This is a genomic window from Pedobacter sp. (assembly GCF_041645105.1).
Lineage (GTDB): Bacteria > Bacteroidota > Bacteroidia > Sphingobacteriales > Sphingobacteriaceae > Pedobacter.
In genome coordinates, this window is sequence record NZ_JBAZQQ010000003.1 from 622,372 (window position 1) to 646,958 (window position 24,587).

Genomic DNA, 24,587 nt, shown 5'->3' on the forward strand with positions numbered 1-24,587 from the left:
TATCATTAATAATTGATTTTAAAGGAGCGTCTGGCAAGTAATTTCCATTCATCTCCTCTTTTTTCCCAAACCAATACTATACCGAGGTTAACTTTACCAGGAATTCCCCCGTCATTTGTATCTGCTCTTAAAATATGACGGACAATAGCTGTCTTTCCGGCTACTGTAACCGCAATTTCAGATAATTCTATGGTTTTAAAATCAGATTTTTTAGTCGACAATGCATGAACAAAAGCTGCCTTATCTTCGATTTTTCCATTTGAATGACCATAAGTTAAATTATCCCACACCAGGTTTTCCAGATCAGTTTTATTACCACTGATCATAGATATACGTAGCTTTTCGGTTAATTTTTCAATTTTAGTCTCTTCTTTTGTTTGTGCTGCAGCAATTAAGCTCATAATAGTAAATGTAAATAGAATGATTGTTCGTTTCATTGTATGTTATTTTAGCAAAGCCAATATAAATATAAATTATTGTACTGTTTTGTATTCTATCCCCATATTATAGAACATAAAGGCCCATTTATCTGCAATTTCTTCGATAGCTTTATCAGTTGGTTTTCCAGCACCATGCCCTGCATTGGTCTGTATACTAATTAAAACAGGAGCCTTACCTCCTTGATCTTTTTGCAATGTTGCGGCAAATTTAAAGGAATGTGCTGGCACAACCCTATCATCATGATCGGCAGTAGTGACCAATGTTGCCGGATATTTAAGACCTAATTTTAATGCGTGTACCGGTGAGTATTTATATAGGTATTCGAACATTTCTTTTGAATCTTCGGAGGTACCATAATCATAAGCCCAGCCTGCACCTGAAGTGAACTTGTGATATCTTAACATATCTAAAACACCCACTGCAGGGAAAGCTACCTTAAATAATTCTGGTCTCTGTGTCATTACAGCACCAACTAACAATCCTCCATTGGAACCACCCATAATAGCCAGGTACTCACTGGAAGTATATTTCTCTGTAATCAAAAACTCCGCAGCAGCAATAAAATCATCAAATACATTTTGCTTTTGCAGCTTCGTACCCATTACATGCCAATTCTCTCCATACTCACCTCCACCTCTCAAATTGGCCACAGCATAAATACCACCCTGCTCTAACAAAGAAACTACTGAGGTGCTAAATGCAGGTGTAAGACTAATATTGAAACCTCCATATCCATATAATACTGTTGGATTCTTGCCATTTAACAGAATCCCTCTTTTATAAGTAATGATCACAGGAACCTTGGTCCCGTCTTTAGATTTATAAAACAATTGTTTTGATTCATACATCAAAGGGTCAAAATCCACTCCCGATTTTTTGTACAACAATGAACTTCCATTGCTTACATCATACTTAAAAATTGTCGTAGGATAAACATAGGAGGTAAAAGTATAAAAGATCTCCTTCTCTATTTTTTTACCGCTAAATCCCACCGCTGTACCCAAGCCAGGAAGTTCAATTTCATGTTCCAGTTTACCTTCCATATCATATTGCATAACCTTGCTCACTGCATCTACAATATAGTTTGCAAATAGCTTTCCGCCACCTGTTGAAGGAGATAATACATTGCTGGTTTCTTTGATCAGCTCTTTCCAGTTTGTGGGTTTAGGATCAACAGCATCAACTGTAACAATACGTCCGTTTGGCGCATTTAAATTAGTATAGATATATAATTTGCTTCCAATATTGTCTATGATTGAATGATTCTGATCAAAATTATCCACTACAGAAATTATCTCTGAATCAGGCTGTCTAAGATCCTTGATATACAACTCATTTCCCGAAGTCGTATTTGCTGCAGAAATAATCAGGTAACGCTCATCTTCCGTTAATCCTGCACCAACATATCTACGTGGTATTTTTTCGCCACCGAATATCAATACATCTTCTTTTTGTGATGTCCCTAGCTTATGAAAATATAATTTATGATATTGGGTTAATCCAGACAATGGGCTTCCCGCCACAGGTTTATCATAACTAGAATAATAGAACCCTTCATTACCTTGCCAAGCAATTCCAGAAAACTTCACATCTGTTAATGTATCTCCTACCACAGACATATCATCTGTTTTCATTACAACAACGCTGGTCCAGTCAGAACCTCCTGCAGACAATTGGTAAGCACATAAACTACCATCTTTAGAGAAATCTATCCCAGCAAGCGAAGTAGTCGCATCTTTAGAAAAAGTATTAGGATCTAAAAATATCTCTGCTTCCTCACCCTCCTTCTGACGATACAACAGGCTTTGATTTTGTAAACCTGTATTTTTATAAAAATAAGTATAAACACCTTCTTTAAAAGGCTGAGAATACTTTTCATAATCCATTAAATGAGTTAATCGTTCTTTAATCTCATTCCGATAAGGAATTTGTGACATATACTTTTGTGTCACCGCATTTTGGGCGATAACCCAGGCCTTAGTTTCTTCAGACCGGTCATCCTCCAGCCAGCGATATGGATCTGCTACTTCTGTTCCAAAATAATTATCTTTTATAGCTACGGTCTTCGTCTTGGGATAAATCATTGTTCCTTTTTGTATTTGCTTTAATTGTGCCACGGATAATATTGGCGATAATATAGCCAAAACTAATAATCCTTTCTTTGTTATCACTTTCATAAGCTATAAATTACTTTAGTTTTAAATTGAACAGACAGTATCACTACTTTTTCTTGATAAATTCTGCAGTAAAATGCTCGGTATGCTTAGGTTTTGCAAACTTCTCTGCATTGTAAACGTCTGACTGTCCTCTTGGAATTGACAACGATACCCAATCTTTGCCACATATCATTTTGCCAATAAAAACCATTTGTCCGACATGATAAGGATAATGAGCCAATTGCCGGTTAATAGCTTCCATAACAGTATGTCCCATATTTCGTATAAAAACCTCTTTTTCAAGATCTTGATTTTTCAGGGAATATATGGTATCAAGCAGACATTTCCAGCCATCATTCCATGCTTTTAGAACCTCTTCTTTGGTATAAAGGTCATTATCAAACTCAGCCTCCCTGTTTCTAGTCTCTTTCTCTCCATCAGTTGTAAGAAAATCTGTCCAACGCGATTTCATATTACCAGACAAGTGTTTAACAATAGTAGCAATACTATTGCTTTCTTCATTATACTGCCAGAATAGTTTTTCTTCAGGAACCTGATTGATAGTCTTATCACCCAAAAATTTATAATATTCGAATTGCTTTTTTACACTTGATAGATAATCTGTTTCCATAATTTTAATGCGTAGAATTTACACCATTAAAATTACGAATTTCTTAGCTCAGTTTTATTGGAGCAACAGCGAATCTTTTATTTCTAGAAATCAACATCCAGGCAAATGCAGCACCAGTTAAGGCCATAAGAACACCTACTGCAACAGGTGATGTATAACCATATCCTGCAGCTAAGGGCAAACCACCCAAGAAAGCACCCAATGCATTGCCAATGTTAAAGCTAGCCTGACTAGCAGATGCAGCAAGCATTTCTGATCCTTTTGCAGTTTTAATCATCAGCATTTGAATAGGTGCAGCAAGAGCGAATGCTACAGCGCCGGTAATAAAAGTCATTATTAATGCAAGCGTTTGATTGACAGAGATAAAATGAACAATTGACAAAGTTATAGCCATCGCTATAAGTAAAGATACAGAAGCCTTTGCAGGAGAAAATTTATCTGCCAGCTTACCTCCAATAAAATTACCTACCATCATTCCCAATCCGGCAAGCACTAATACATAAGTAATAGAATCTGGAGAAAAACCACCTACATCTGTCAGCAAGGGTGCGATATAACTGTACCAGGAGAATAAGCCACCTGTTCCTATAGCAATCATTAGTATGATCAACCAGGCTTCTGGAAGTTTAAAGAAACTCAATTCTTTTTTAAGATCTCTATCTTTTGTTGCCGGTAATACAGGCATCCACAATTTTAAACTTAATAAAGTAATAAGGCCTACGATAACAATAATTATAAATGTATATCTCCAGGAATAGTTATGACCAATAAAAGTACCCAGGGGCACTCCAATTACATTAGCTATTGTTAAACCTGCAAACATCAAAGATACCGCCTGCGCTTCTTTTCCTTTTTCGGCAAGCTTACTGGCCACTACTGATCCTACTCCAAAAAATGCTCCGTGAGGCAATCCTGCAAGTAAACGAGCAATAAACATGGTTGTATAATCAGGTGAGAAAGCAGAAAAAGCATTAAAAGCTACGAACATTAACATCAATGCCATCAATATCTTTTTTGGAGGATAGCTACCTGCAATGGCTACCAATACTGGCGCACCAATAACTACACCTAAGGCATATGCAGAAATCAAGTGTCCAGCCTGAGGAATTGTTATCGCTAAATCTTTTGCAATATCAGGCAACAAGCCCATCATCACAAACTCTGTTATGCCAATCCCAAGACCACCTAGGGTTAATGCCAGTAAACTTTTTTTCATCTATTTCTTGTCATAGTTAGTGTAAAAAATACACGATACAAAAATAGAGAATAAATTAGCCCTGTTTAGTCTTTAAAAGGTAAAAGTTTATAGTTAACTTTTATTGAACTACCCTGCAATTTAGAATCACAAAATTATCCAGCGTTAAAAAGATAAATGATTTTCTCATTTTTTTCAAAACACTACTACCCTATATCTGTTTAGTTAGTAATGAAAGTGTTTTCATCCATTAAAATAAACAGCTATGAATTATAGAAAATTAATTTCCGACCACTTTTCAAACATGCAAGCGCACAAATCCAGTGATAAATCTGGAGCAATTATGGCTTTATTAGCAGGGCTTGCAATTGGCGGAGTATTGGGTGTGTTGTTCGCCCCGGATAGTGGCAGAAAAATCAGAGAGAGAATTTCCGATAAAGCAATGAACGCAGCTGATTCTGTTAAAGAAGGCTTTAATTCAGCAAAGAACAATGTAAAAAACAAAGCACAAGAAATCAGTAAGGAATTTGAAGATTTCAAAAACGAAACAAAATCAGGTGCTAAAGATGTGGCAGACCAAGCAAATGAGAAAATCCAAAATGTTTAGAAATATCTGATAAACGGACAATAAAACATATTTAAAAGCACAGAAGCTTTCAAATAAAATGGCTAAGCTATTTCATTTGAAAGCTTTTGATATTTAAAGAACATTTTCGTAATCGGTATTAATAAAGCACCACATAGTGCAAAAATGATAAAAGATACCCTTAAATTGAATGCATGCGCCAAATAGCCTATTAAAGGCGGGCCAAGCAACATCCCTGTAATAGAATAAGTGGCAATAATAGAAATTGCCATTCCTGCAGAATACTTTTTTGAAGCGCCTGCCAGTGCGTAAGACATCGGAATAATCGCCGCAGTACCAAAGCCGACTAATGAAAAACCTATCATAGCGGGCCAGAAATACGGAAAAATAGTGGCAAGCCCAATACCAGAAATAATAAACACCGCACTCATAATATATGTTTTTGGCATCCCAAATCTGGAAATGATAACATCAGATAGAAATCTTGACGTAGCCATAAACGTCATAAAAATGAGATAACCGTAAGTAAAGATCTCTACTCTAATGATCTCTTGAAAATAGATACCACTCCAATCGAACATTCCACCTTCACATATTGCACACAGAAATACAACTGAACCAAGATAAAAGATATAAGGATCTGGCTTACTTAATATCAGCTTATTACCCGTTTTAGCCCTATCTCCATGTAGTAAAAACTGATAGGAATATAGCGTAATCAATAACATTGCAATAGCAACAGCAATAAAATGATGTTGTATAGAAATGCTTAATTCTAATAACAGCGTTGATAAGAGTATACCTGCTATTCCACCCATGCTCCAATAACCATGAAAGGAGCCCATTATTTTCTTATCAAACCGTTTTTGCAAGGTTATAGCCTGAGTATTTACAGAAATATTAAAAATCCTTGTTGTAAAGGCAAATAAGACAACAGCAACAACCAAGCTAAAGGTATTATAAGAAAAACCAATCAGTGCCAGAGAAAAAGCATTGAGGCCATATCCGACAGTTAGCGGAACCCTGCTATTGTATTTTGAAACCAGCCAGCCGGAAAGTGGCAGCCCCAATAAAGAACCGATAGGTAAGGCCAGTAAAAGGCTACCCAACTCAGCTTCATTGAAACCAAAAGTGGATTTAATAGTAGGAATTCTGGATGCCCAGGTTGAAAAACTTAACCCTGACATGAAGAAAAAAAGACTTAGAAAGAAACGATGTTTTGTATTAGAAATCATTGCATTATAGTTGCACTGCAAATCTAGTAATTCATTTTCGACGAATTCTACTGAAGTGTCAGCATCAGGTAAATCCTCAGATATTATCATCATTATTTTAAAAGTTTGGCTTTAAGAATATAATAACATAGCTTTACAAAAAACTTTAGGGGTGCCTTGCGCTGAGATATACCCTTTGAACCTGATGCAGTTAGTACTGCCGAAGGGAAAAGTAGAAGCAAATCTATTGCTGTCTTTTCGAGCCGTTATGGGCTTTCTCCTATAGTTTTCCAAATTTTTACAGATTATGGAGATAACTATAAATAACAAAAATCATCAATTTAATCAGTCCTGTACTATAGCAGAAATGCTTGCTGTCATGCTACATAGCGAAGCTAAAGGCATTGCTGTTGCAGTTAATCAAACCATCATTACAAAATCCGACTGGCAAGAACATCTTTTAAAAGATGGTGACCAGGTTATGTTAATTAAAGCTACTCAAGGCGGATAAAATAACCCATTCAATCATTTAAATCAAATCCTTTAGTATAACAACATGAAAACTGAAAAGACTCCAAACCAAGAAGTAATCAGCAGAAGTCCATTCCCGGCCTCTCGTAAAGTATTTGTTAAAGGCCAGTTACACGATATCAGTGTAGCCATGCGCGAAATCACTTTGAACGATACCAAAATTCATAATGGTTTCGGTTTAACAGAACCTAATCCTCCAGTTACTGTATATGATACCAGTGGTCCATATACAGATCCTAATGCCCATATTGATGTAAAAGAAGGGCTTCCAAGATTAAGAGAAAAATGGATAACCAACAGAGCGGATGTTGAACAACTGGATCATATTTCCTCTGATTATGGACAACAACGCCTGGCCGACAACAAACTGGATGTTTTAAGATTTTCTCACCTTAATAAGCCTTATAAAGCTAAGGATGGCATGAATGTATCGCAAATGCATTATGCTAAAAAAGGCATTATTACTGCCGAAATGGAATACATTGCCATCAGAGAAAATCAGCGCATAGACTTACTGAACGAACAATTAGGTGATCAGCACGAGGTAATGAACCATCAGCATAAAGGACATAGTTTTGGCGCTAATACACCAAATGGATACATTACACCAGAGTTTGTACGCTCGGAAGTAGCAGCAGGACGTGCAGTTATTCCATGTAATATTAACCACCCCGAACTAGAACCAATGATCATCGGACGTAACTTCCTGGTAAAGATCAATGCTAACATTGGCAATTCAGCAGTTACTTCATCTATTGAAGAAGAGGTTGAAAAGGCAGTATGGGCGTGTAGATGGGGAGCAGATACTATTATGGATCTTTCTACAGGTAAAAACATTCATGAAACCAGAGAATGGATTATCCGTAACTCTCCTGTACCAATTGGTACTGTTCCAATTTATCAGGCACTCGAAAAAGTAAATGGTAAAGCGGAAGACTTAACATGGGAATTATTTAGAGATACTTTAATTGAACAGGCAGAACAAGGTGTAGATTACTTTACTATCCATGCAGGTGTACTGTTGCGCTATGTACCTTTAACAGCAAAAAGAATAACTGGCATTGTATCTCGTGGCGGTTCTATCATGGCAAAATGGTGCCTGGCACATCATAAAGAGAATTTTATTTATACGCATTTCGAAGAAATCTGTGAGATCATGAAAACTTATGATGTGGCATTTTCTTTGGGCGACGGGTTAAGACCGGGATGTATTGCTGATGCAAATGATGAAGCACAATTCAGTGAGCTGGAAACATTGGGGGAACTGACTAAAATAGCATGGAAACATGATGTCCAGACTATTATTGAAGGACCTGGACACGTACCGATGCACCTGATTAAGGAGAATATGGAAAAGCAACTTGAACATTGTTCTGAAGCTCCTTTTTATACTTTAGGCCCACTAACTACTGATATTGCTCCGGGATACGACCATATTACATCAGCCATTGGTGCTGCGATGATCGGTTGGTTTGGGACTGCAATGTTGTGCTATGTAACTCCTAAAGAGCATTTGGGCTTACCAAATAAAAAAGATGTTAAGGATGGTGTAATTACGTATAAGATTGCCGCACACGCTGCTGATCTGGCTAAAGGACATCCTGGTGCTCAATACAGAGATAATGCATTGAGTAAAGCAAGATTCGAGTTTAGATGGGAAGATCAGTTTAACCTTTCTCTTGACCCGGATACAGCCAAAGAGTTTCATGATGAAACGCTACCTGCTGATGGTGCCAAAATTGCCCACTTCTGCTCTATGTGCGGCCCGAATTTTTGCTCTATGAAAATCACACAAGATGTGAGAACCTATGCGGCAAATCAGGGTATTGATGAACAAGAGGCGATTAAAAAAGGAATGGCCGACAAATCGAAAGAATTCACTGAAAAAGGCAGTGAAATCTACCTGTAAACTAAAAAACTATACACTTTTCAAAGTTCCTGTTAAATGGCTTTAATTGTTATTTCTGAACCAATCTGTTTTACTACTGAAAGTAGAATGATCAATCTGCTATTCGATGCTGGCTTAAGTGTTTTTCATTTAAGAAAACCAGGTATTGGCCTTTCAGAACATAAAAAGCTGATTTCTGAAATAAAGGAGAAGTACCATGACAGAATCGCTTTACATCAGTTCCACTATTTGCATCAGGTTTTTCCATTAATAAAACGACTACATTATCCTGAGCAACTTAGAAAGGCGACCTCTAATGAAGAATTTGATCAACTGAAAGGTTATACCTTAAGTACTTCAATTCATCAATTAAATGACTTTGAAAAGCTGAACGGCTTTGATTATACTTTTTATGGGCCAGTATTTAACAGTATATCCAAACTGGGATATACTGGTCTATCTAAAGTTAATTTGATACTTCCTGATCAGAATAGAAAAACTAAAATTATCGGATTGGGGGGCATAACTCATCAAAATCTCCGGGAGATAAAACAACTGGGATTTGATGGCACAGCAGTTTTAGGTACTATCTGGAATAACAAAAAAACTGCAATTAATAATTTCAAATCACTTTTAATCAAATACAAAGAACACTTCAACTAAAGTATAATTTCAATAAAAATGGAACTTAAAAAAGCAATACGTCCCTATGTCATGAGCATTGCTGGATTCGATCCAAGTGCTGGTGCAGGACTGCTGGCAGATGTTAAATGTTTTGAGCAACAAAAAGTATACGGCTTTGGAATTTGCACTGCATTAACTGTTCAGACTGATATTGATTTTTTAAAAAACAATTGGCTGGATACTGCACAGATTATAGAACAAATTGCTCCACTTCTATCTCGTTTTAAAATAGCTGCTGTAAAGATTGGTCTCATAAAAAACATCTCTGTTCTAATAGATGTGATTGATCATTTAAAAAAGGAGCAATCAGAGATAAAAATAGTAATGGATCCGGTAATGAAAGCAAGTGCCGGTTATACTTTTCATGATTGGGACAATGGTTTAAAACAACTACTTCCTGTATTAAAGAAAATTGATTTGATTACACCCAATTACCATGAAATGCTGCACCTAGGTGGAAAGAATGAAGTATTTACTGCAGCAAAGATCTGGTCTAGCTATTGCCCCGTTTTACTTAAAGGTGGACATAATACTAAAAATATAGGTACAGACTATTTATATGTTGATGATCATGTGCATGAATTAAAGCCAGACATAAAGACCATCCATCAAAAACATGGTTCAGGCTGTGTGTTATCAGCAGCAATTACAGCAATGATAGCAAAAGGAAATGGACTTTTGGAAGCATGCACATTAGCAAAAGTGAACACAGAGCATTTTTTAAACAGCAATGAGAGCCTCCTTGGTTATCATAATATAATACAAAAAGAAAATGATTGAGAGACTACACTATATATCACCACCATTAAATTCACAATTAGAGGCCATTGAAAGGGTATTAATTGCTGGTGGTAAATGGATTCAATTGAGAGTTAAAAACCAAACTGAAGACGAGGTTCTATCGTTAGCCATTGAAGCAGTAGCATTATGTAAAAAGCACAGTGCTAAGCTTATTGTAAATGATTATCCTTTGGTTGCTTTAAAAGCAGGTGCCCATGGTGTTCATTTAGGTTTAGATGATATGCCTATTGCAGAAGCAAGAGCTATTTTAGGACCAAAAATAATTATTGGTGGCACAGCCAATACTCTTGACCATATAAAATTAAGGGTTGATGAAGGTGCGGATTATATTGGTTTAGGCCCATATAGATTCACCAGGACCAAAAAGAATTTAAGTCCGATAATTGGCTTGGAAGGTTATATTTCCTTAATTAAACAAGCAAAAGACATCGGAATCACTACTCCTGTCATTGCTATTGGTGGAATTGAAACAACAGACATTTCAGCCTTGATTGCTGCAGGAGTTCACGGCATTGCAGTTTCAGGAGCATTGACAATCCACCCAGAACACACTCCCGTTATTCAGAATCTGGTTCATTTTCTATTGCGAAATTCTAACCAATCGGTAACACTGAAATAATCCACCCAATTAATTAAAAAAGATGTTAAAAATAGCAGATAAAACTTTCAATTCGCGACTCTTTACAGGTACAGGTAAATTCAGTTCAGCTTCTGAAATGGAAACAGCATTATTAGCTTCATGTTCTGAACTGGTTACTGTAGCGCTTAAAAGAGTGGATATGCATAAGAACGAGGATAATATACTAGCGCATCTAAACCATTCTCATATTAATCTACTTCCCAATACATCTGGAGTTCGAAATGCAAAGGAAGCCATTTTTGCAGCGCAGATGGCAAGAGAAGCTTTGCAAACAAACTGGATAAAGCTGGAAATTCATCCTGACCCAAAATATCTGATGCCTGACCCTATTGAAACACTAAAGGCAACTGAAGAATTGGCTAAACTCGGATTTATCGTATTGCCATATATCCATGCTGATCCTGTTTTATGCAAACGTTTGGAAAACGTGGGTACAGCTGCTGTAATGCCTCTTGGATCTCCAATTGGTAGTAATAAAGGTTTAAGAACAATTGATTTTCTTGAAATTATCATCAGTCAAAGTACAGTACCTGTAATTATAGATGCAGGTATAGGTGCGCCCTCTGATGCAGCGAAAGCAATGGAAATTGGTGCTGATGCAGTTTTGGTGAATACGGCTATTGCTGCTTCAGGTAACCCAACGAAGATGGCGCAGGCTTTTAAAATGGCTGTTGAAGCTGGAAGAATGGCCTACGAAGCCGGGTTGGGTAAAATAGGCATACATGCCGTAGCAAGTAGTCCGCTCACCTCATTTTTAGATTAACAACAATGGGTACTTTTAACGAGATCTTTGAAAAATGCGACTGGAATGAAACCAGTAATAGCATCTATAGTAAAACGGCATCAGATGTTGAGCAAGCCTTGAATACTCATAAAAGAACACTGGAAGATTTTAAAGCCCTAATTTCACCTGCCGCTGCCCCATATCTGGAACAAATGGCACAGATTAGTCAACAGCTAACCCTAAAGCGTTTTGGCCGCATTGTTCAAATGTATGTGCCGCTCTACCTATCTAATGAATGCAATAACATTTGCACATATTGTGGTTTTAGCTACGACAATAAGGTAAAGCGGAAAACATTGTCTCCCATAGAAATCATGCAGGAAGTAGCTGCAATTAAAAATATGGGATTCGATCATGTGTTGCTGGTTACCGGAGAGGCCAACCAAACCGTTCATACCGATTATTTTAAAAAGGTATTGGAACTGATCAGGCCTCATTTTTCGCAAATATCTATGGAAGTCCAGCCTCTTGATCTTGAAGATTATGAACAGTTAAGGCCTTATGGCTTAAATACAGTATTGGTATACCAGGAAACTTACCACCAGGAAGATTATAAAAAACATCACCCAAAAGGAAAGAAATCAAACTTTCAATATAGACTTGAAACACCCGACAGACTAGGCCAATCCGGGATCCATAAAATGGGACTTGGCGTATTAATTGGCCTGGAAGATTGGCGTACTGACTCTTTTTATACAGCCCTACATCTCGATTACCTTGAAAAAACATATTGGCAAAGTAAATACAGTATCTCATTTCCCAGATTAAGGCCCTTTAGTGGTGGATTGGAACCTAAAGTGGTCATGAGTGACCGGGAATTGGTTCAATTAATCTGTGCTTATCGGCTGTTTAATGAAGAAGTAGAACTCTCAATCTCTACAAGAGAGTCTGAAGTGTTTAGAAACAACATTGTTAAACTCGGCATCACATCAATGAGTGCAGCATCTAAAACAAATCCTGGTGGCTATACTGTTGAACCGCAGTCATTAGAACAGTTTGAAATTTCAGATGAACGCAGTGCTTCAGAAATTGCTAACATGATATCGAAACAGGGTTATGAAGCGGTATGGAAAGATTGGGACAATATTCTTGTTTAACAATAGCGTGTAATGACCATGAATACAACTAAGAGTTATAAAAGATACAGCAGACAAATTACACTTGATGAAATAGGTTTAAAAGGACAACAAAAGCTTCAGAATGCAAATGTATTGATTATTGGAGCTGGAGGATTGGGTTGTCCTATACTTTTGTACCTCGCCGGAGCTGGTGTTGGTCATATCGGGATTATAGATCATGACCTGATAGACGAGACTAACCTCCAGCGTCAAATCTTATATCATATCTCTGATATCGGCAAGCATAAAGCAGATATTGCTGCTGAAAGACTTCGTTTGTTTAATCCTGAGCTACATATTGATTCATATGCTTTCAAATTTACAAGTGAAAATTCAGCTACATTAATCAAACAATATGATCTGATTATTGATGGTTCTGATAATTTTCCAACCCGTTACCTTGTTAATGACACTTGTGTTGAGCTAAATAAACCATTGATATTTGGTTCAATACTTCAGTTTGAAGGGCAGATATCAGTATTCAACTTTAATGGCGGGCCTGATTACAGGAATATTTACCCAGAGCCGCCTCGTCCTGAAGACACTGGTAATTGTGGAGAAAGTGGTGTAATAGGCACTCTACCTGGTATTATTGGTAGTTTAATGGCCAATGAAGCAATTAAAATAATATGTGGTTTTGGAGAAATACTTTCCGGAAAACTGCTCGTTTTTAATGCGTTGAACAATGAAATGCAGTGCTTCAAGTTCGCGGGTCCTACAATTAAACAGCCTTCAAAAATTAAAGAAACTGATCTCCCTACAAATACAAAGGAAATTAGTCTAATGGAGCTGCAACAATGGAAATCTCAAAAAAAAGAATTTACGCTTATAGATGTTAGAGAAACTTATGAGTTCGAAGAAAACAATATTGGTGGAATCAATATCCCTCTTTATGAGTTAAACAATCGACTTGATGAAGTTTCTCTGTATAAAAGAATAGTTTTTTGTTGCTCATTGGGTAAAAGGAGTAAAATCGCCATACAATTACTAAAAAACAAAGCAAATACTGAACTCTACTCTGTAATTTTAAAATAAGTGAGATATTTTTACCAACATATATATGCTTCTGTATAGACTTGTGGTAATATGAAAGCAAATATCCAAAATAAAGAACTATTACCAAAGAAATACAGAATCGAAGAATGTATTGAGAATCTAAAGAAACATGAATATCACATTGTTCTTAAGGCTATTCCCGGTATTATTGGTAAAGGAATGAGCACTTTTTACAATTACAGGGATATCCTGATTGACGATAAACTTGATATCCCTTATAAAATTGCCCGTAAACTGGAAATTTTATTCGGACTGGAATACGGGGGACTAGAAACCAGAAAAACTGTTGGTAAACATTATACTCAAATTGTTGAAGCACATAAAAAACGACTGGAGAATACTACCTTTGTAAAATGATAGCAATAGGACAATACAACGACCTTAGAATTATAAAAAAAACAGAAGAAGGGCTGATTTTAACCGAAGGTGAAAAAGAAGTGCTTCTACCCTACGTTGATGTTCCGCAGAATGTCGAAATTGGCGACAACCTGAATGTTTTTGTTTTTATGCAAAAAGATGGCAGATTACAAGCTACAACAAAAAAACCTTATGCTTGTGTTGGCGACTTTGCATTCCTTACTGTTGTTGATGAAGCTGAAGATGGTGGTGCATTTATGGACATTGGCTTGGGCAAAGATATATACGTTCCTAAACGTGAACAGAAACGTCCAATGTTTAAAGGTGATAAACATGTAGTATATGTTTTTCTGGATGAAAGCAATGACCGTATGGTAGCTTCTTCAAAGCTTGTAAATTATGTAGAAGAAGAAGAAATTGACCTGGAAGAAGCTGATGAAGTTAGTTTATTAATTGTAGACAGATCTGATTTAGGCTATAATGCCATTATAGATAATAAATATATTGGTCTATTATATACCAATGAGCTTTTTGATGAATTGAATCCAGGTGAAATACGTAAAGGATGGATCAAAAAAATCCGCGTTGAAGGTAAAATTGACTTGAGCTTACAACCTATGGGTTATGGTCATATACTGGAAACGAAAGATGTTTTGCTGGCAGACCTGAAAGAAAGCGGTGGTGTAATCTCATTGGGTGATAAAAGTTCACCAGATGATATTTATTACCGTTTTAAAATCAGCAAAAGTGCTTTTAAAAAAGCTATTGGTGGTTTGTATAAAGAACGATTGATTACCATTTCTGATCATGAAATCAAACTTCTTGTAGATCATGAAGCTGAATAAGGTATAAAAAAAGCGATGAGCATGCTCATCGCTTTTTTTATACAATTAGATATTCTTTTTCTTCAGTTCTTTTACTGCGTAATCACATGCACGTGCAGTTAAAGCCATGAAGGTTAAGGAAGGATTTTGACAAGCAATTGATGGCATACAAGAACCATCCGTAACAAATACATTATTTACTTCATGCATTTGGTTCCACTTGTTCAGAACAGATGTTTTTGGATCATTACCCATTCTGGCAGTTCCCATCTCATGGATCGCCATTCCTGGATAACACCCTCTATCATAAGTCTTGATGTTCTTCATGCCAGCAGCTTCAAGCATTTCAGCAGCATCATTCATCATATCCTTACGCATCTTCTGTTCATTCTCTTTGTACTCACAGTCGATAGCCAATACTGGTTGTCCCCATTTATCTTTCTTAGTCTTATCGATATACACCTTGTTTTCATAATAAGGAAGCATCTCACCAAAACCACCAAGTCCCATGGTCCATTCACCTGGTGTACTCATTTTCTCTTTAAAATCATTACCAAAAGCAAGTTCAGCAATATCACTTTGCCAGTTTTTGCGACTAGCACTACCCTGATAACCAAATCCACGTAAATAATCACGTTTATCACTACCTACGTTCTGGTACCTAGGTACATAAATTCCATTTGCCCTACGGCCAAAAGTATATTTATCATCAAAGCCAGGTGCTTCTCCAGAGGCTCCGCAACGGAAGTGATGATCCATAAGGTTATGCCCTAATTGTCCACTGCCATTACCCAATCCATTTGGATGTGCTTCCGAAGTAGAGTTCAATAAAATAAAGGTTGATCCTAATGTTGAGCCATTCACAAAAACAATCTTTGCGTAAAACTCCATTGTTTTATTCGTCTCCGAATCAATAACCATTACTCCTTTAGCCTTTTTAGTATTCTTATCATAAATAATATGGTTTACGATAGAATAAGGCCTTAATGTTAGTCTTCCCGTTGCCTCTGCAGCTGGTAAAGTTGATGATTGCGTACTGAAATAAGCACCGAACGGACAACCACGACTACATAAGTTTCTGTATTGGCAATTGCCACGACCTTTATGTGGAACAGTTAAATTGGCTACACGGCCAATTGTCAGAATTCTTGTTCCTTTATAATGCTCCTCTATACGTTTCTTAACAGATTTCTCTACGATATTAAGATCCATTGGGGGAAGAAACTGTCCATCAGGTAATAATGGCCAGTTTTCATTTTGTCCACTAATTCCGGCAAAACGTTCTGTATAATCATACCATGGAGCAAGATCCTTGTAACGGATTGGCCAGTCATTACCATGTCCATCTTTAGCGTTATCTTCAAAGTTATGATCACTAAAACGATAACTTTGACGACCCCACATTAATGATTTACCACCAACATGGAAACCACGGTACCAGTCGAAACGCTTATCTTCTGTATATGGACATTCTAAATCATTTACCCACCACTTCTCATTATATTCTGAATATGGATAATCTCTTTTCTGAACAGGATGCGTTCTTTTTTGCTCTTCAGTCAGTCGGCCAGCATGTTTAAACTCCCATGGGTCTTTCATTGCCGTATCATAGTCTTTCACGTGTTCAATATTCATTCCACGCTCCAACATCAATACCCTTAAACCTTTTTCTGTTAATTCTTTTGCAGCCCAGCCACCACTAATCCCAGATCCAATTACAATAGCATCGTATGTATTTCCCTTTTTTAAATCGGTATTTATATTCATGATTTATTCTACTCCTTAAAATTAAACGTTAACTAGCCCAGGATTTCTGTCCTGGTTTCAAATCAGCTGATCCATCATAGCGACCAGGAATAGCAATGTATTCACGCGCTTGTGTACAACCTATTTCAGAGGCAAAATACCCTAAAACGGTCAGATCTCTCAACAGTACAAAGAAATAGACAGCACCTTTCTTTTTAGATGCTCTATCTGCTTTTTGCTGTTCGATGGTCTCAGTTCTGATAGAACCTACCAATTGTTCACGTTCTTTTACGGTTAGAGATAAAAACTCCTTATTAAAATCCTTTAATGATTTTGCTTCTACACTTTTCAATCCTTCCGCAAAGCCTTTTTGCATATTGGCTGGATAGCAATCTTTAATCATCATTGGAATAAAAGTTCCCAATCCTGCTGCTTTAGCTCCTCCAACATCCTTAGTAGGCGGAATAATAATATCGGCAAGCTCTGCTAATATTTCTTCCTCTTTCACCGAAAATGAGATGGTGTTTTTTTCATTTTCAGGAAGTGTAAAACTTTCAAACAAAACACCGAATGTAGTAGCCGAAATTGCTGTTCCGAGCCATACCGCAGTATTTTTAAGTGCTTCTCTTCTGTTCATTTCTTTGTGTGGTTGTGTGTGGTTGTTTTAAAATTAAAAATGTCTATCGTTAAAAGTCATTTTCAATAAGCGCAACAATTTAGGGCTTATTTATTAATCTGACAATAAAGCACTCATCAATTTTTGATTTAAGTACTTTAAACTTATAAACAACCTGATTATTTATAAATATTTACTAAAAGTTGAATCCTATAGATAAATACAACATACTGGCTTCTTTAGACGCACCAACACTTGCCTGAAGAAGAATAACTTCACCAGGCATTACATACAAACCACCACCATAGCCCTGATGCCATCTGCCAGAATGCTCACCCTTTTCCCAAACACGTCCTACATCCGTAAAACCAATCATACCAACAGTACCAGGCACCAGATAGGAAGTAAAATTGAAAAGTTTAAGTCGCAGATCAAGATTGTTATAAACCATACTGTTACCCGTAAAACGTTTGCTATTAAATCCACGTAAGCTATTTACACCACCTAACTGCATACGTTGAAAGAAAGTAGGCTCTCCAATCGTAGTTCCCCCTCCTAATCTATTAGCAATAACAAGACCCGATTTACCAGGGTTGATGTAAAAACGAAACTCAGTCGATAGGGAACCATAACGATCTCCTGAATTACCTATTTTCTGTTGTGCTGCCAAAGCTGTGTTCCAGTAAATACCTTTCTTCGGTATCGCAATATTATCCCTGGTATCATAAGTTAGTCCGGCTACAAAACCACCATAAAACTTATCAGAGAAAATTTGCTGATCCGGATTGGCAGCATTGTAGTCATTAAAGAACCGCTCTTCATTGCCAGAAGCTGTACTGGTATAGTAAGAGAACAATACTCCAGCGTTTGCACGTAAGTATTTACTTATATTACGACTCAGTTTAACATCAACATTGAGATAATTGTAACGATTTCTATAATATGAAATACCATCTTCACGTTCCATCTCATCTTCATCATAATCATGGTCAATGTTTTCAGTATTATTTCCTAAACCAAAAAAATTACTAAGGTTGTTTGGTCCAAGCAAATTAGCATGTACACTGAGGTCATTATTCCCTATAGCTTTCTTAAAATCCGACCTATAATCCAATATAAATGATTTTCTACCACTATTATAATTGGCCCAAAATTCATGCTTACGTGCGTAGGGGCTTTTCCTGAACCCTTGTTTTTCAATCACATAACCTAAACCAATTTGTATCCCTTGATCAATATTATATCCTCCGTTAAATAAAACTCCTGATCTATCATATAAAAAGCTATTTTTATCAAACTGATTGATCAGTGAATCATTAGACAGGCGAAGTTTCGCTTGTAGTCTTTCAGGAAAATGATTATTTGTATCTGGCTGATCATATATAAAGGGCCTATTTTTTACGCCCCGCGCTATTTGATATTGATTGGCTTCCGATGAACCAATTAAACGTACCCGAATCGGAGAAGAGGCTGTACCTTCGACTTTAAATGAATCTTTGCCACCTATAGCAAAAAGCCTAATCTCTTTAGTGACACCCTTATCAAATATCCTTTTATAAACCAGTCTCCCCTTCTTTCCTTCCTTGTTGATGTTATGAATAACAACTTCCACATCGCCATTTTCTAAGTTTTTAACCGCAAAAACTTCTTCTTTACCTGAAGCAGGAATGTCTACATTTATAGATAAGAATTTATAATACTGTAATGCAAGTGTCTCCAGCTTATCTCTTCTTGAAGTAAAATACCTGATTAGCTCCGGGCCTGAAAGTTTATATACCGTATCCGGCATTTTGCGAAATGCCTTTTCAATGACCTCATCAGTAAGTTTGGTTTGCACATACTTTGCCTCAGTCTGCCAATCCTGCTCAGTCAGTTCATTTAAAAAGTATCTATCAAAGTACCTTTCATTAAAATTCCAATGATTAACATCCCTGATATTTTCACTATAAGGCTGTAAATGCGTTTTAAGCCATTGATGGTTTAAAACCCAGGGGAACACACCTGAAGTTTTATAAAAAACTTTATCTCTGTCGCGCGGAACTGGCAAATAATTAGTTTCTTTTCCATCTTCTTTCGCTATCCACCTCCAATTGTCCTCATGACGGTCCCAATCACCTAGTAAGAAATCAAGTAGCCTAGCTCTTAATGTTAGCTTTTGATCAGCTTTCGTATCGTTATTCTTCTGAATTTTTTTCTGTACTTTTTCAGTATTATCGGTTTTTTCTTCGAATGGACTTCTTTCCTCTATCAGATAAACGGCGTTTGCAAACTCTTTTCTGTATTCCTTTAATCCCGGATCATCGCCAACATAAACGATTTCAGGTTTAGCATGAGCTAAATCAAGCGTTTCTGCAAAGTCTGGCACTACCAATGATGCAAAAGGATGATTAGTTGACACTTGATCTTGTGCAATATCCTTCGCAATAGTTGCCCTAAGGTTTTCCGCCAATCCTCTTTCCGGATATTTCTGCACTGTTCTTAAAACCCATTCCTTCCCCTTAGGATCAACCAATCTAAGTGAACGTGTTTGCATTCCGCCTCCTAGCTTCACGATAGTTAATCCGCCTTTTTCCTTTTGAAGATTAATGATTCTCATTTTTACCGGAGTTGCCCATATTTCACGATGACTCTCGCCAAGCCAGAACCTATGAAAGGAACTAACTGCATTATACTCGGGTGCAACTGCTACAGTAATAGAGTCTTTAACATTAAGATCTTGCCCACTTGCATTAGAAATTCCAGTTAAAATTAAAGAAGCTGAAAATAGCAGCGCAAATAAAGGTCTTTTAAAACTCATGATTATCATTTAATATTTAACGCCAACTCTAAGCGCTTTTAATCCTTCAACTCCTTGCAACTCTTCTAGCTCCAAAAATTCCAGATCGTCGTTTAATAAACGCTGTCCTTGTAATTTCTTAATATACCGTTGGTATGCCTTAGCTTCATTGCTATCAAAATATACAATAGCTATTTTACCTGGCTGCGTAAGTCGCTCGTTAGTATCTTTAATTAATGCCTTATCTATACGCTTTTTCACCATCTGGTAACGAATATTGTAGCTACCTTCAACATCAAACCTCTGCTCATCAATTCTAAAGCTAATATCAATCAACTTTTCATATACAAAAATAAGCTGTGTGGTTTCCAGTGGAATAGAAAAATAAGGTCCTAAATTATTGGTTGTCCTGGCAATTTCGGCAAGTACACTTAATTGCCTCAACCTGAAGTCATGAACAATGTTTGCAGGAAATGGAATGCCTGGTGCAATTGATTGCCCCAGATAAAGGTCGAACTCTACCCCATCAGTTCTAAACTTCTCGAAATAACATGGATAAATACTTTGTAATTCAGCATTAAACTCATCCAGATGTCTGGTTACCGCCACATTGATCATTTGCATGCTCTTTTCATAACGTTCTCTATTCTCCAGAATCTTGCCCTTATCTCCGGTAAGTTTAAAATAATTGTCAACGATATCACTTACTTCAGGATAGCTTTCCTTTAAATGCTGAAGAGCATGAGGAATTTGTCGCTGTAAGTAGTCTTCCGTTTTAAAAATTTCACGATCTGACAATTCTTCCAGATGTTTATTACTCCATATCGATCCTCCACTTGGAATTTCAGTTTCCGGACATAAAACAGCCTTAACTCTTATGCGGTTCAAAGTATCTTCGAGAATTTCAAAATGCGCATACAAATCTCTTCTGATCGCGGCATTACGCTGAATACTCGAATTACGAATATCTATAGCAGCATATAATGGAATCACGTCTTTAAAGAAAATAGGCTCTATAGGATAGTTTCTATCTCTTGCTCCTGAATGCACATAATTATAAGCTGCTTCATGAAAACGCCATTGTACTGAAGGCTGCAATGCTGTAAACTTATCCATAATTACATCCTGTATATCGTTGTTAAAACCCACAATCACATTGTGATATAACTGAGCAAGCAATGGGAATGCAGCTTCAATTTTACTTAAAACATTTGGACTAAACTGCTTTGAATCTTTAGTATACATTTCAAGACACCCCACCAAACCTCCATTATAGTACAATGGAAATATGGCGTACGATTTAATTCCAGTTTGCCCTAGTAGCTTTAAGGTAGGATATTTGGTTTGATCATCTTCCTTAATATCCGGAAAAATTAAAGTACGAGGCTGACTCAAATAACTGTCTACAAGCGTATGATTAGTTATATCATCAAACCCATCCTCAGTTGCCACCTGAAGTAATACACTGTTAAACCCTTGCAACTGATTTACCTTTACCTTATTATTCAACTTGATATAAGGAATCATTCCAAAATCAATATGATCTGTCCCTACAAGTGTTTTTAGCGCTGTGGCGATATCTTTAGTATGTAAACCTTGCTGAGATTCGCTTTGGTTTATAATTAAGTTTTTAACCGTTTCAAGCGCATACTCGTCCGTCACATCTATCAGAGTAACAATAGAAAAGCCCTCAATAGAGAAATTTTCAGCAGGCATTAGCTTTGTTAATACTTTTAAAGTATTCTGTTCATCATTAATATAATCCCTTACATCCTTTATATTGTATTCCGGCAATTGAACGTTGGATTTCACCTCAATAAACCGAGTATCAATATTCAGGCGATAATACTTAAGTAAATGTGTTTCAGGATCTATCACCGAATGGATAACCATCTGGTTACCAGTTAATGAAAAGTTATAAAACCTTTCCATTATAAGATTATAAAATGCCGAAATCAGGTTTTTCTCCATCTCCTTTTTAGAGGGAAGACTGAGGTCTGCTTTTAAGTTACATTTTTTAGCATCCATCAAAACGCTATAGAAAGCGTCTGTCCCAAAATGAAAACAAGGAGATATAGGTGTACTTATAGCCCAATACTGTTGTTTTTCATCATTTATAATAGGAGATAAAGCAGTATATATTAGTTCAAAAAATCCTCTATACTTTATAGCACTGCCTGTTGGTATCGGCTCTTTAAGCTCAGGAAATGCCTTAAACTGTGCAAGTATATAATTATAAAAGTTCACTTTTGCAGATCGCTCTACCTCTGCTTTCTTTTCTACATATTCAATAAAAGGCCGTAAAGAGAGTCTGATATCAGCACCAAGAGGATGTTTATCCGATTTGTTTATACTCTTATTAAGATCTAGCGTTATTGCTTGCATTATATGTTTGGTTAAAAATTACGGCAGCACCGCAAATTTACTACCTGTTTCAGGATAAACAGTAATAACAGCGTAACTATTTTTTGACAGCTGGTAAATACCTGAATTTTAAAATATTGCCATCAGTAACCTCATCTCCTTCATTAGATATATACAGGTTCAATTGCTCATCAAAAGCCATCCCCTCAGGTTGATTAAATGTTGACGAATTTAATTTATGGGTTTCTTTAATTTTCCAATTCGCATCAGTTACCAGCAATAATTTGTCTGTTGACGAAAGTACATACCATTCCCCTGTTTTCGGATTTTTAGCCAAAGCCGCAGGCTTTAAACTGGTTTTTAGTTTAGGATTGAATGACTTTAGTCCAGAAAGATCTATTTTAAAGCCACCTGCTGCTTTTAAGCTATCTGTACCTGCATCATAATCTAATATGTAGCCAGTCAACTGTTTCATTTTCTTATCTACCTTACAACTTTTACATAATATATATATTTTATTGGTCAGCGGATCAGCATACATACCCTCATACTCTGCCTTTGGTACAAGGTTCTTTGTTTCTTTAACTAAATCTGATTCATCTTTTACAGCTTCAGCAAAAGGAAATGAATAAATAGTGCCATTACTTTTTAATATAAATACCATTTCATTAAAAATGGCCAGATCTTCGTAATCACCCTTAGAAGCAAACTTCATATGGTATTGCTTTTTAACATCCCAGCCTTGCCTAAAAAGCTTGCCATCTTCATCCTGGACACTGTAAATGGTATCACTTACCCCATTATGAAGCGCAATACCTGAAATTTCCAATAAACTGGATGGCATATTGAATTTCTCTGGTTCACGAAAATTATAGCCTTGTGGACTGGTATTTTTTTTAACCAAGTTTTTACAGGCATAGCCGCCAGAAACTAATAGGATTAGAAAAAAGTATAAAAAGTTCATGTAAAATCGCCTCATAAATTCTCTTAAAGGGTTACCCAAGCCGCAGCAATAATAAAAGCCAATACCGCAGCAATTATTCCAAACATAAATACATTATAGGCAACTCTTAACAATCTGTATTTACGCCCTAGTACTACCCCTTGAGCATACACATCTTTTATTAAGCTGCCATAAAGAAACTCCTTATCCTCCATCATCTTACGCATTCCGTACTCATAGTCCGTCAGACTTGTACGGTAGAAATTTCCAAAAAATAACAGATTCACCTTTTTATCATCAATATCCCTTTGTGTAAAGACACCTTCTGGAATAGATGGTCGCGTAGCGAGAATAGAAAATACCATGGTAACCACACAAATAATCAGCAATAGTAATGTAGGAATTATAAGGTGCGGGTTATCTTCTAACTTTCTAAGAAGTAAACTCAAAATTACTGATAGTATAATTGAGTTAGTAGAAATCATGATATGGGCCTTATTATCTGCCATATCACTTAAACGCTGGTGGTTGGCAGAAGAAATTCTGAACATAGTTTCTATACCTCGTCCAGGCTTTTCAGTATCTTTTTTCTTTTCGGTTTTAGAAACTGCTTTTATACCTGTTTCAGACTGAGTATTTAACTTATCTTCCATTTCGGCTAAGTTCTGTGCTTTTTTAAAATTTAATAATTCCTTGCAGTAATCAGTATGGTAATGATGAGCTTTAAAAAGAGCTATTGTCTTAATTCTCCACTCCATTTTATCTATTTCCTTATTGCAAAATGCCTGAGCCTCCTGGCGCATCAGCTTATTTTTTCCTTTAAAGCTGCTACTTCCTAAATGAAATAAATCCGCATCACAAACAATTTGCTGCAATAGACCTGATGGATTCTGTGGCATTTTGGTTGCCATAATACAACCACTAACCTGATTAATAACATCTTTATCGACTCCTTTCTCTTCCAAAAAGGTGACAGCCATGCGTTCTCCACGGACTTCATGCTGGCTGCAATCAAACAAATACCCCATATCGTGAAACCAACTTGCGGCAACAACAATAAAGAAATCCTGATCTGAAAGCTGATAGTGATTGGCAATTTTTACAGTATTCTCTACCACCTGCTCTGTATGTCCTATATTATGATAAACAAACCGTTCGTCCTTATTGGCCTCAAACAAGTTTGCAACATAGGTATGGAGTTGATTTAGAATTTCCCTGTACTGCATCTTAAATATT

General features: G+C 36.6%; 22 protein-coding genes and 1 riboswitch. Of the genes, 11 read left to right on the forward strand and 11 right to left on the reverse strand.

What is annotated here, in order from left to right; translation table 11 throughout:
- Positions 1 to 5: 5 nt before the first annotated feature.
- Genes WC623_RS12675 through WC623_RS12690 form a run of 4 tightly spaced genes read right to left on the reverse strand, consistent with a single transcriptional unit; the run spans position 6 to position 4,444 of the window.
- Positions 6 to 437: a nuclear transport factor 2 family protein gene (locus WC623_RS12675; RefSeq protein WP_372851553.1), complete on the reverse strand. Its 432-nt coding sequence runs from the start codon at positions 435 to 437 to the stop codon at positions 6 to 8.
- Between the two features lie 36 nt (positions 438 to 473).
- Entirely contained in the window at positions 474 to 2,618 is a 2,145-nt protein-coding gene (locus tag WC623_RS12680) for a prolyl oligopeptidase family protein (RefSeq protein WP_372851555.1), read from the reverse strand.
- A 43-nt stretch (positions 2,619 to 2,661) separates the two neighbouring features.
- Positions 2,662 to 3,228 carry a DUF1572 domain-containing protein gene (locus WC623_RS12685; RefSeq protein WP_372851557.1) on the reverse strand — a complete coding sequence of 189 codons (567 nt, stop codon included), beginning with the start codon at positions 3,226 to 3,228 and terminating at the stop codon, positions 2,662 to 2,664.
- Positions 3,229 to 3,271: 43 nt separating this feature from the next.
- Positions 3,272 to 4,444 carry an MFS transporter gene (locus WC623_RS12690; RefSeq protein ID WP_372851559.1) on the reverse strand — a complete coding sequence of 391 codons (1,173 nt, stop codon included), beginning with the start codon at positions 4,442 to 4,444 and terminating at the stop codon, positions 3,272 to 3,274.
- A 244-nt stretch (positions 4,445 to 4,688) separates the two neighbouring features.
- On the opposite strand from WC623_RS12690, the gene WC623_RS12695 reads away from it, so the two are divergent.
- Entirely contained in the window at positions 4,689 to 5,030 is a 342-nt protein-coding gene (locus WC623_RS12695) for a YtxH domain-containing protein (RefSeq protein WP_372851561.1), read from the forward strand.
- Positions 5,031 to 5,092: 62 nt separating this feature from the next.
- Here WC623_RS12695 and WC623_RS12700 read toward each other — a convergent pair whose 3' ends face one another.
- The gene (locus WC623_RS12700; protein WP_372851563.1) at positions 5,093 to 6,337 is read right to left on the reverse strand and encodes an MFS transporter; all 1,245 of its coding nucleotides are present in this window, start codon (positions 6,335 to 6,337) and stop codon (positions 5,093 to 5,095) included.
- Between the two features lie 44 nt (positions 6,338 to 6,381).
- Positions 6,382 to 6,469: riboswitch (TPP riboswitch) on the forward strand.
- Between the two features lie 61 nt (positions 6,470 to 6,530).
- Here WC623_RS12700 and thiS point away from each other — a divergent pair.
- From thiS to WC623_RS12750, 10 genes are read left to right on the forward strand one after another with little or no spacing between them, the layout of a single operon-like run.
- Positions 6,531 to 6,734, forward strand: a complete 204-nt coding sequence (gene thiS / locus WC623_RS12705; RefSeq protein ID WP_372851565.1) for a sulfur carrier protein ThiS — start codon at positions 6,531 to 6,533, stop codon at positions 6,732 to 6,734.
- A 45-nt stretch (positions 6,735 to 6,779) separates the two neighbouring features.
- Entirely contained in the window at positions 6,780 to 8,663 is a 1,884-nt protein-coding gene (thiC, locus tag WC623_RS12710) for a phosphomethylpyrimidine synthase ThiC (RefSeq protein WP_372851567.1), read from the forward strand.
- A gap of 36 nt (positions 8,664 to 8,699) precedes the next feature.
- Positions 8,700 to 9,305 carry a thiamine phosphate synthase gene (locus WC623_RS12715; protein ID WP_372851569.1) on the forward strand — a complete coding sequence of 202 codons (606 nt, stop codon included), beginning with the start codon at positions 8,700 to 8,702 and terminating at the stop codon, positions 9,303 to 9,305.
- 18 nt (positions 9,306 to 9,323) lie between these two features.
- On the forward strand, positions 9,324 to 10,106 hold the full coding sequence (locus WC623_RS12720; RefSeq protein WP_372851571.1) for a hydroxymethylpyrimidine/phosphomethylpyrimidine kinase: 783 nt from the start codon (positions 9,324 to 9,326) through the stop codon (positions 10,104 to 10,106).
- Positions 10,099 to 10,746 (forward strand): thiamine phosphate synthase, encoded by a 648-nt coding sequence (locus WC623_RS12725; RefSeq protein WP_372851573.1) that lies wholly within the window; start codon positions 10,099 to 10,101, stop codon positions 10,744 to 10,746. The genes WC623_RS12720 and WC623_RS12725 overlap by 8 nt, the downstream gene beginning before the upstream one ends.
- 22 nt (positions 10,747 to 10,768) lie before the next feature.
- Positions 10,769 to 11,530 carry a thiazole synthase gene (locus WC623_RS12730; protein ID WP_372851575.1) on the forward strand — a complete coding sequence of 254 codons (762 nt, stop codon included), beginning with the start codon at positions 10,769 to 10,771 and terminating at the stop codon, positions 11,528 to 11,530.
- Positions 11,531 to 11,535: 5 nt separating this feature from the next.
- Positions 11,536 to 12,648 carry a 2-iminoacetate synthase ThiH gene (gene thiH, locus WC623_RS12735; protein ID WP_372851577.1) on the forward strand — a complete coding sequence of 371 codons (1,113 nt, stop codon included), beginning with the start codon at positions 11,536 to 11,538 and terminating at the stop codon, positions 12,646 to 12,648.
- An 18-nt stretch (positions 12,649 to 12,666) separates the two neighbouring features.
- Positions 12,667 to 13,704, forward strand: a complete 1,038-nt coding sequence (locus WC623_RS12740) for a ThiF family adenylyltransferase (RefSeq protein ID WP_372851579.1) — start codon at positions 12,667 to 12,669, stop codon at positions 13,702 to 13,704.
- A gap of 51 nt (positions 13,705 to 13,755) precedes the next feature.
- A complete protein-coding gene (locus WC623_RS12745) occupies positions 13,756 to 14,082 on the forward strand; it encodes a hypothetical protein (protein WP_372851581.1) in 327 nt (108 codons plus the stop codon).
- Positions 14,079 to 14,927 carry a S1 RNA-binding domain-containing protein gene (locus WC623_RS12750; protein WP_372851583.1) on the forward strand — a complete coding sequence of 283 codons (849 nt, stop codon included), beginning with the start codon at positions 14,079 to 14,081 and terminating at the stop codon, positions 14,925 to 14,927. Before WC623_RS12745 ends, WC623_RS12750 begins: the two co-directional genes overlap by 4 nt.
- Before the next feature lie 45 nt (positions 14,928 to 14,972).
- Here WC623_RS12750 and WC623_RS12755 read toward each other — a convergent pair whose 3' ends face one another.
- From WC623_RS12755 to WC623_RS12780, 6 genes are all read right to left on the reverse strand, one after another.
- Positions 14,973 to 16,673: a GMC oxidoreductase gene (locus WC623_RS12755; protein ID WP_372851585.1), complete on the reverse strand. Its 1,701-nt coding sequence runs from the start codon at positions 16,671 to 16,673 to the stop codon at positions 14,973 to 14,975.
- Positions 16,674 to 16,701: 28 nt separating this feature from the next.
- A complete protein-coding gene (locus tag WC623_RS12760; protein ID WP_372851587.1) occupies positions 16,702 to 17,289 on the reverse strand; it encodes a gluconate 2-dehydrogenase subunit 3 family protein in 588 nt (195 codons plus the stop codon).
- A 175-nt stretch (positions 17,290 to 17,464) separates the two neighbouring features.
- Positions 17,465 to 20,065: a BamA/TamA family outer membrane protein gene (locus WC623_RS12765; RefSeq protein WP_372851589.1), complete on the reverse strand. Its 2,601-nt coding sequence runs from the start codon at positions 20,063 to 20,065 to the stop codon at positions 17,465 to 17,467.
- A 9-nt stretch (positions 20,066 to 20,074) separates the two neighbouring features.
- Positions 20,075 to 22,429, reverse strand: coding sequence for a GAF domain-containing protein (locus tag WC623_RS12770; RefSeq protein ID WP_372851591.1), 2,355 nt, complete (start codon positions 22,427 to 22,429; stop codon positions 20,075 to 20,077).
- A 76-nt stretch (positions 22,430 to 22,505) separates the two neighbouring features.
- Positions 22,506 to 23,387: an SdiA-regulated domain-containing protein gene (locus WC623_RS12775; RefSeq protein WP_372851593.1), complete on the reverse strand. Its 882-nt coding sequence runs from the start codon at positions 23,385 to 23,387 to the stop codon at positions 22,506 to 22,508.
- A gap of 8 nt (positions 23,388 to 23,395) precedes the next feature.
- A complete protein-coding gene (locus WC623_RS12780; RefSeq protein WP_372851595.1) occupies positions 23,396 to 24,577 on the reverse strand; it encodes a Pycsar system effector family protein in 1,182 nt (393 codons plus the stop codon).
- Between the last annotated feature and the right edge of the window lie 10 nt (positions 24,578 to 24,587).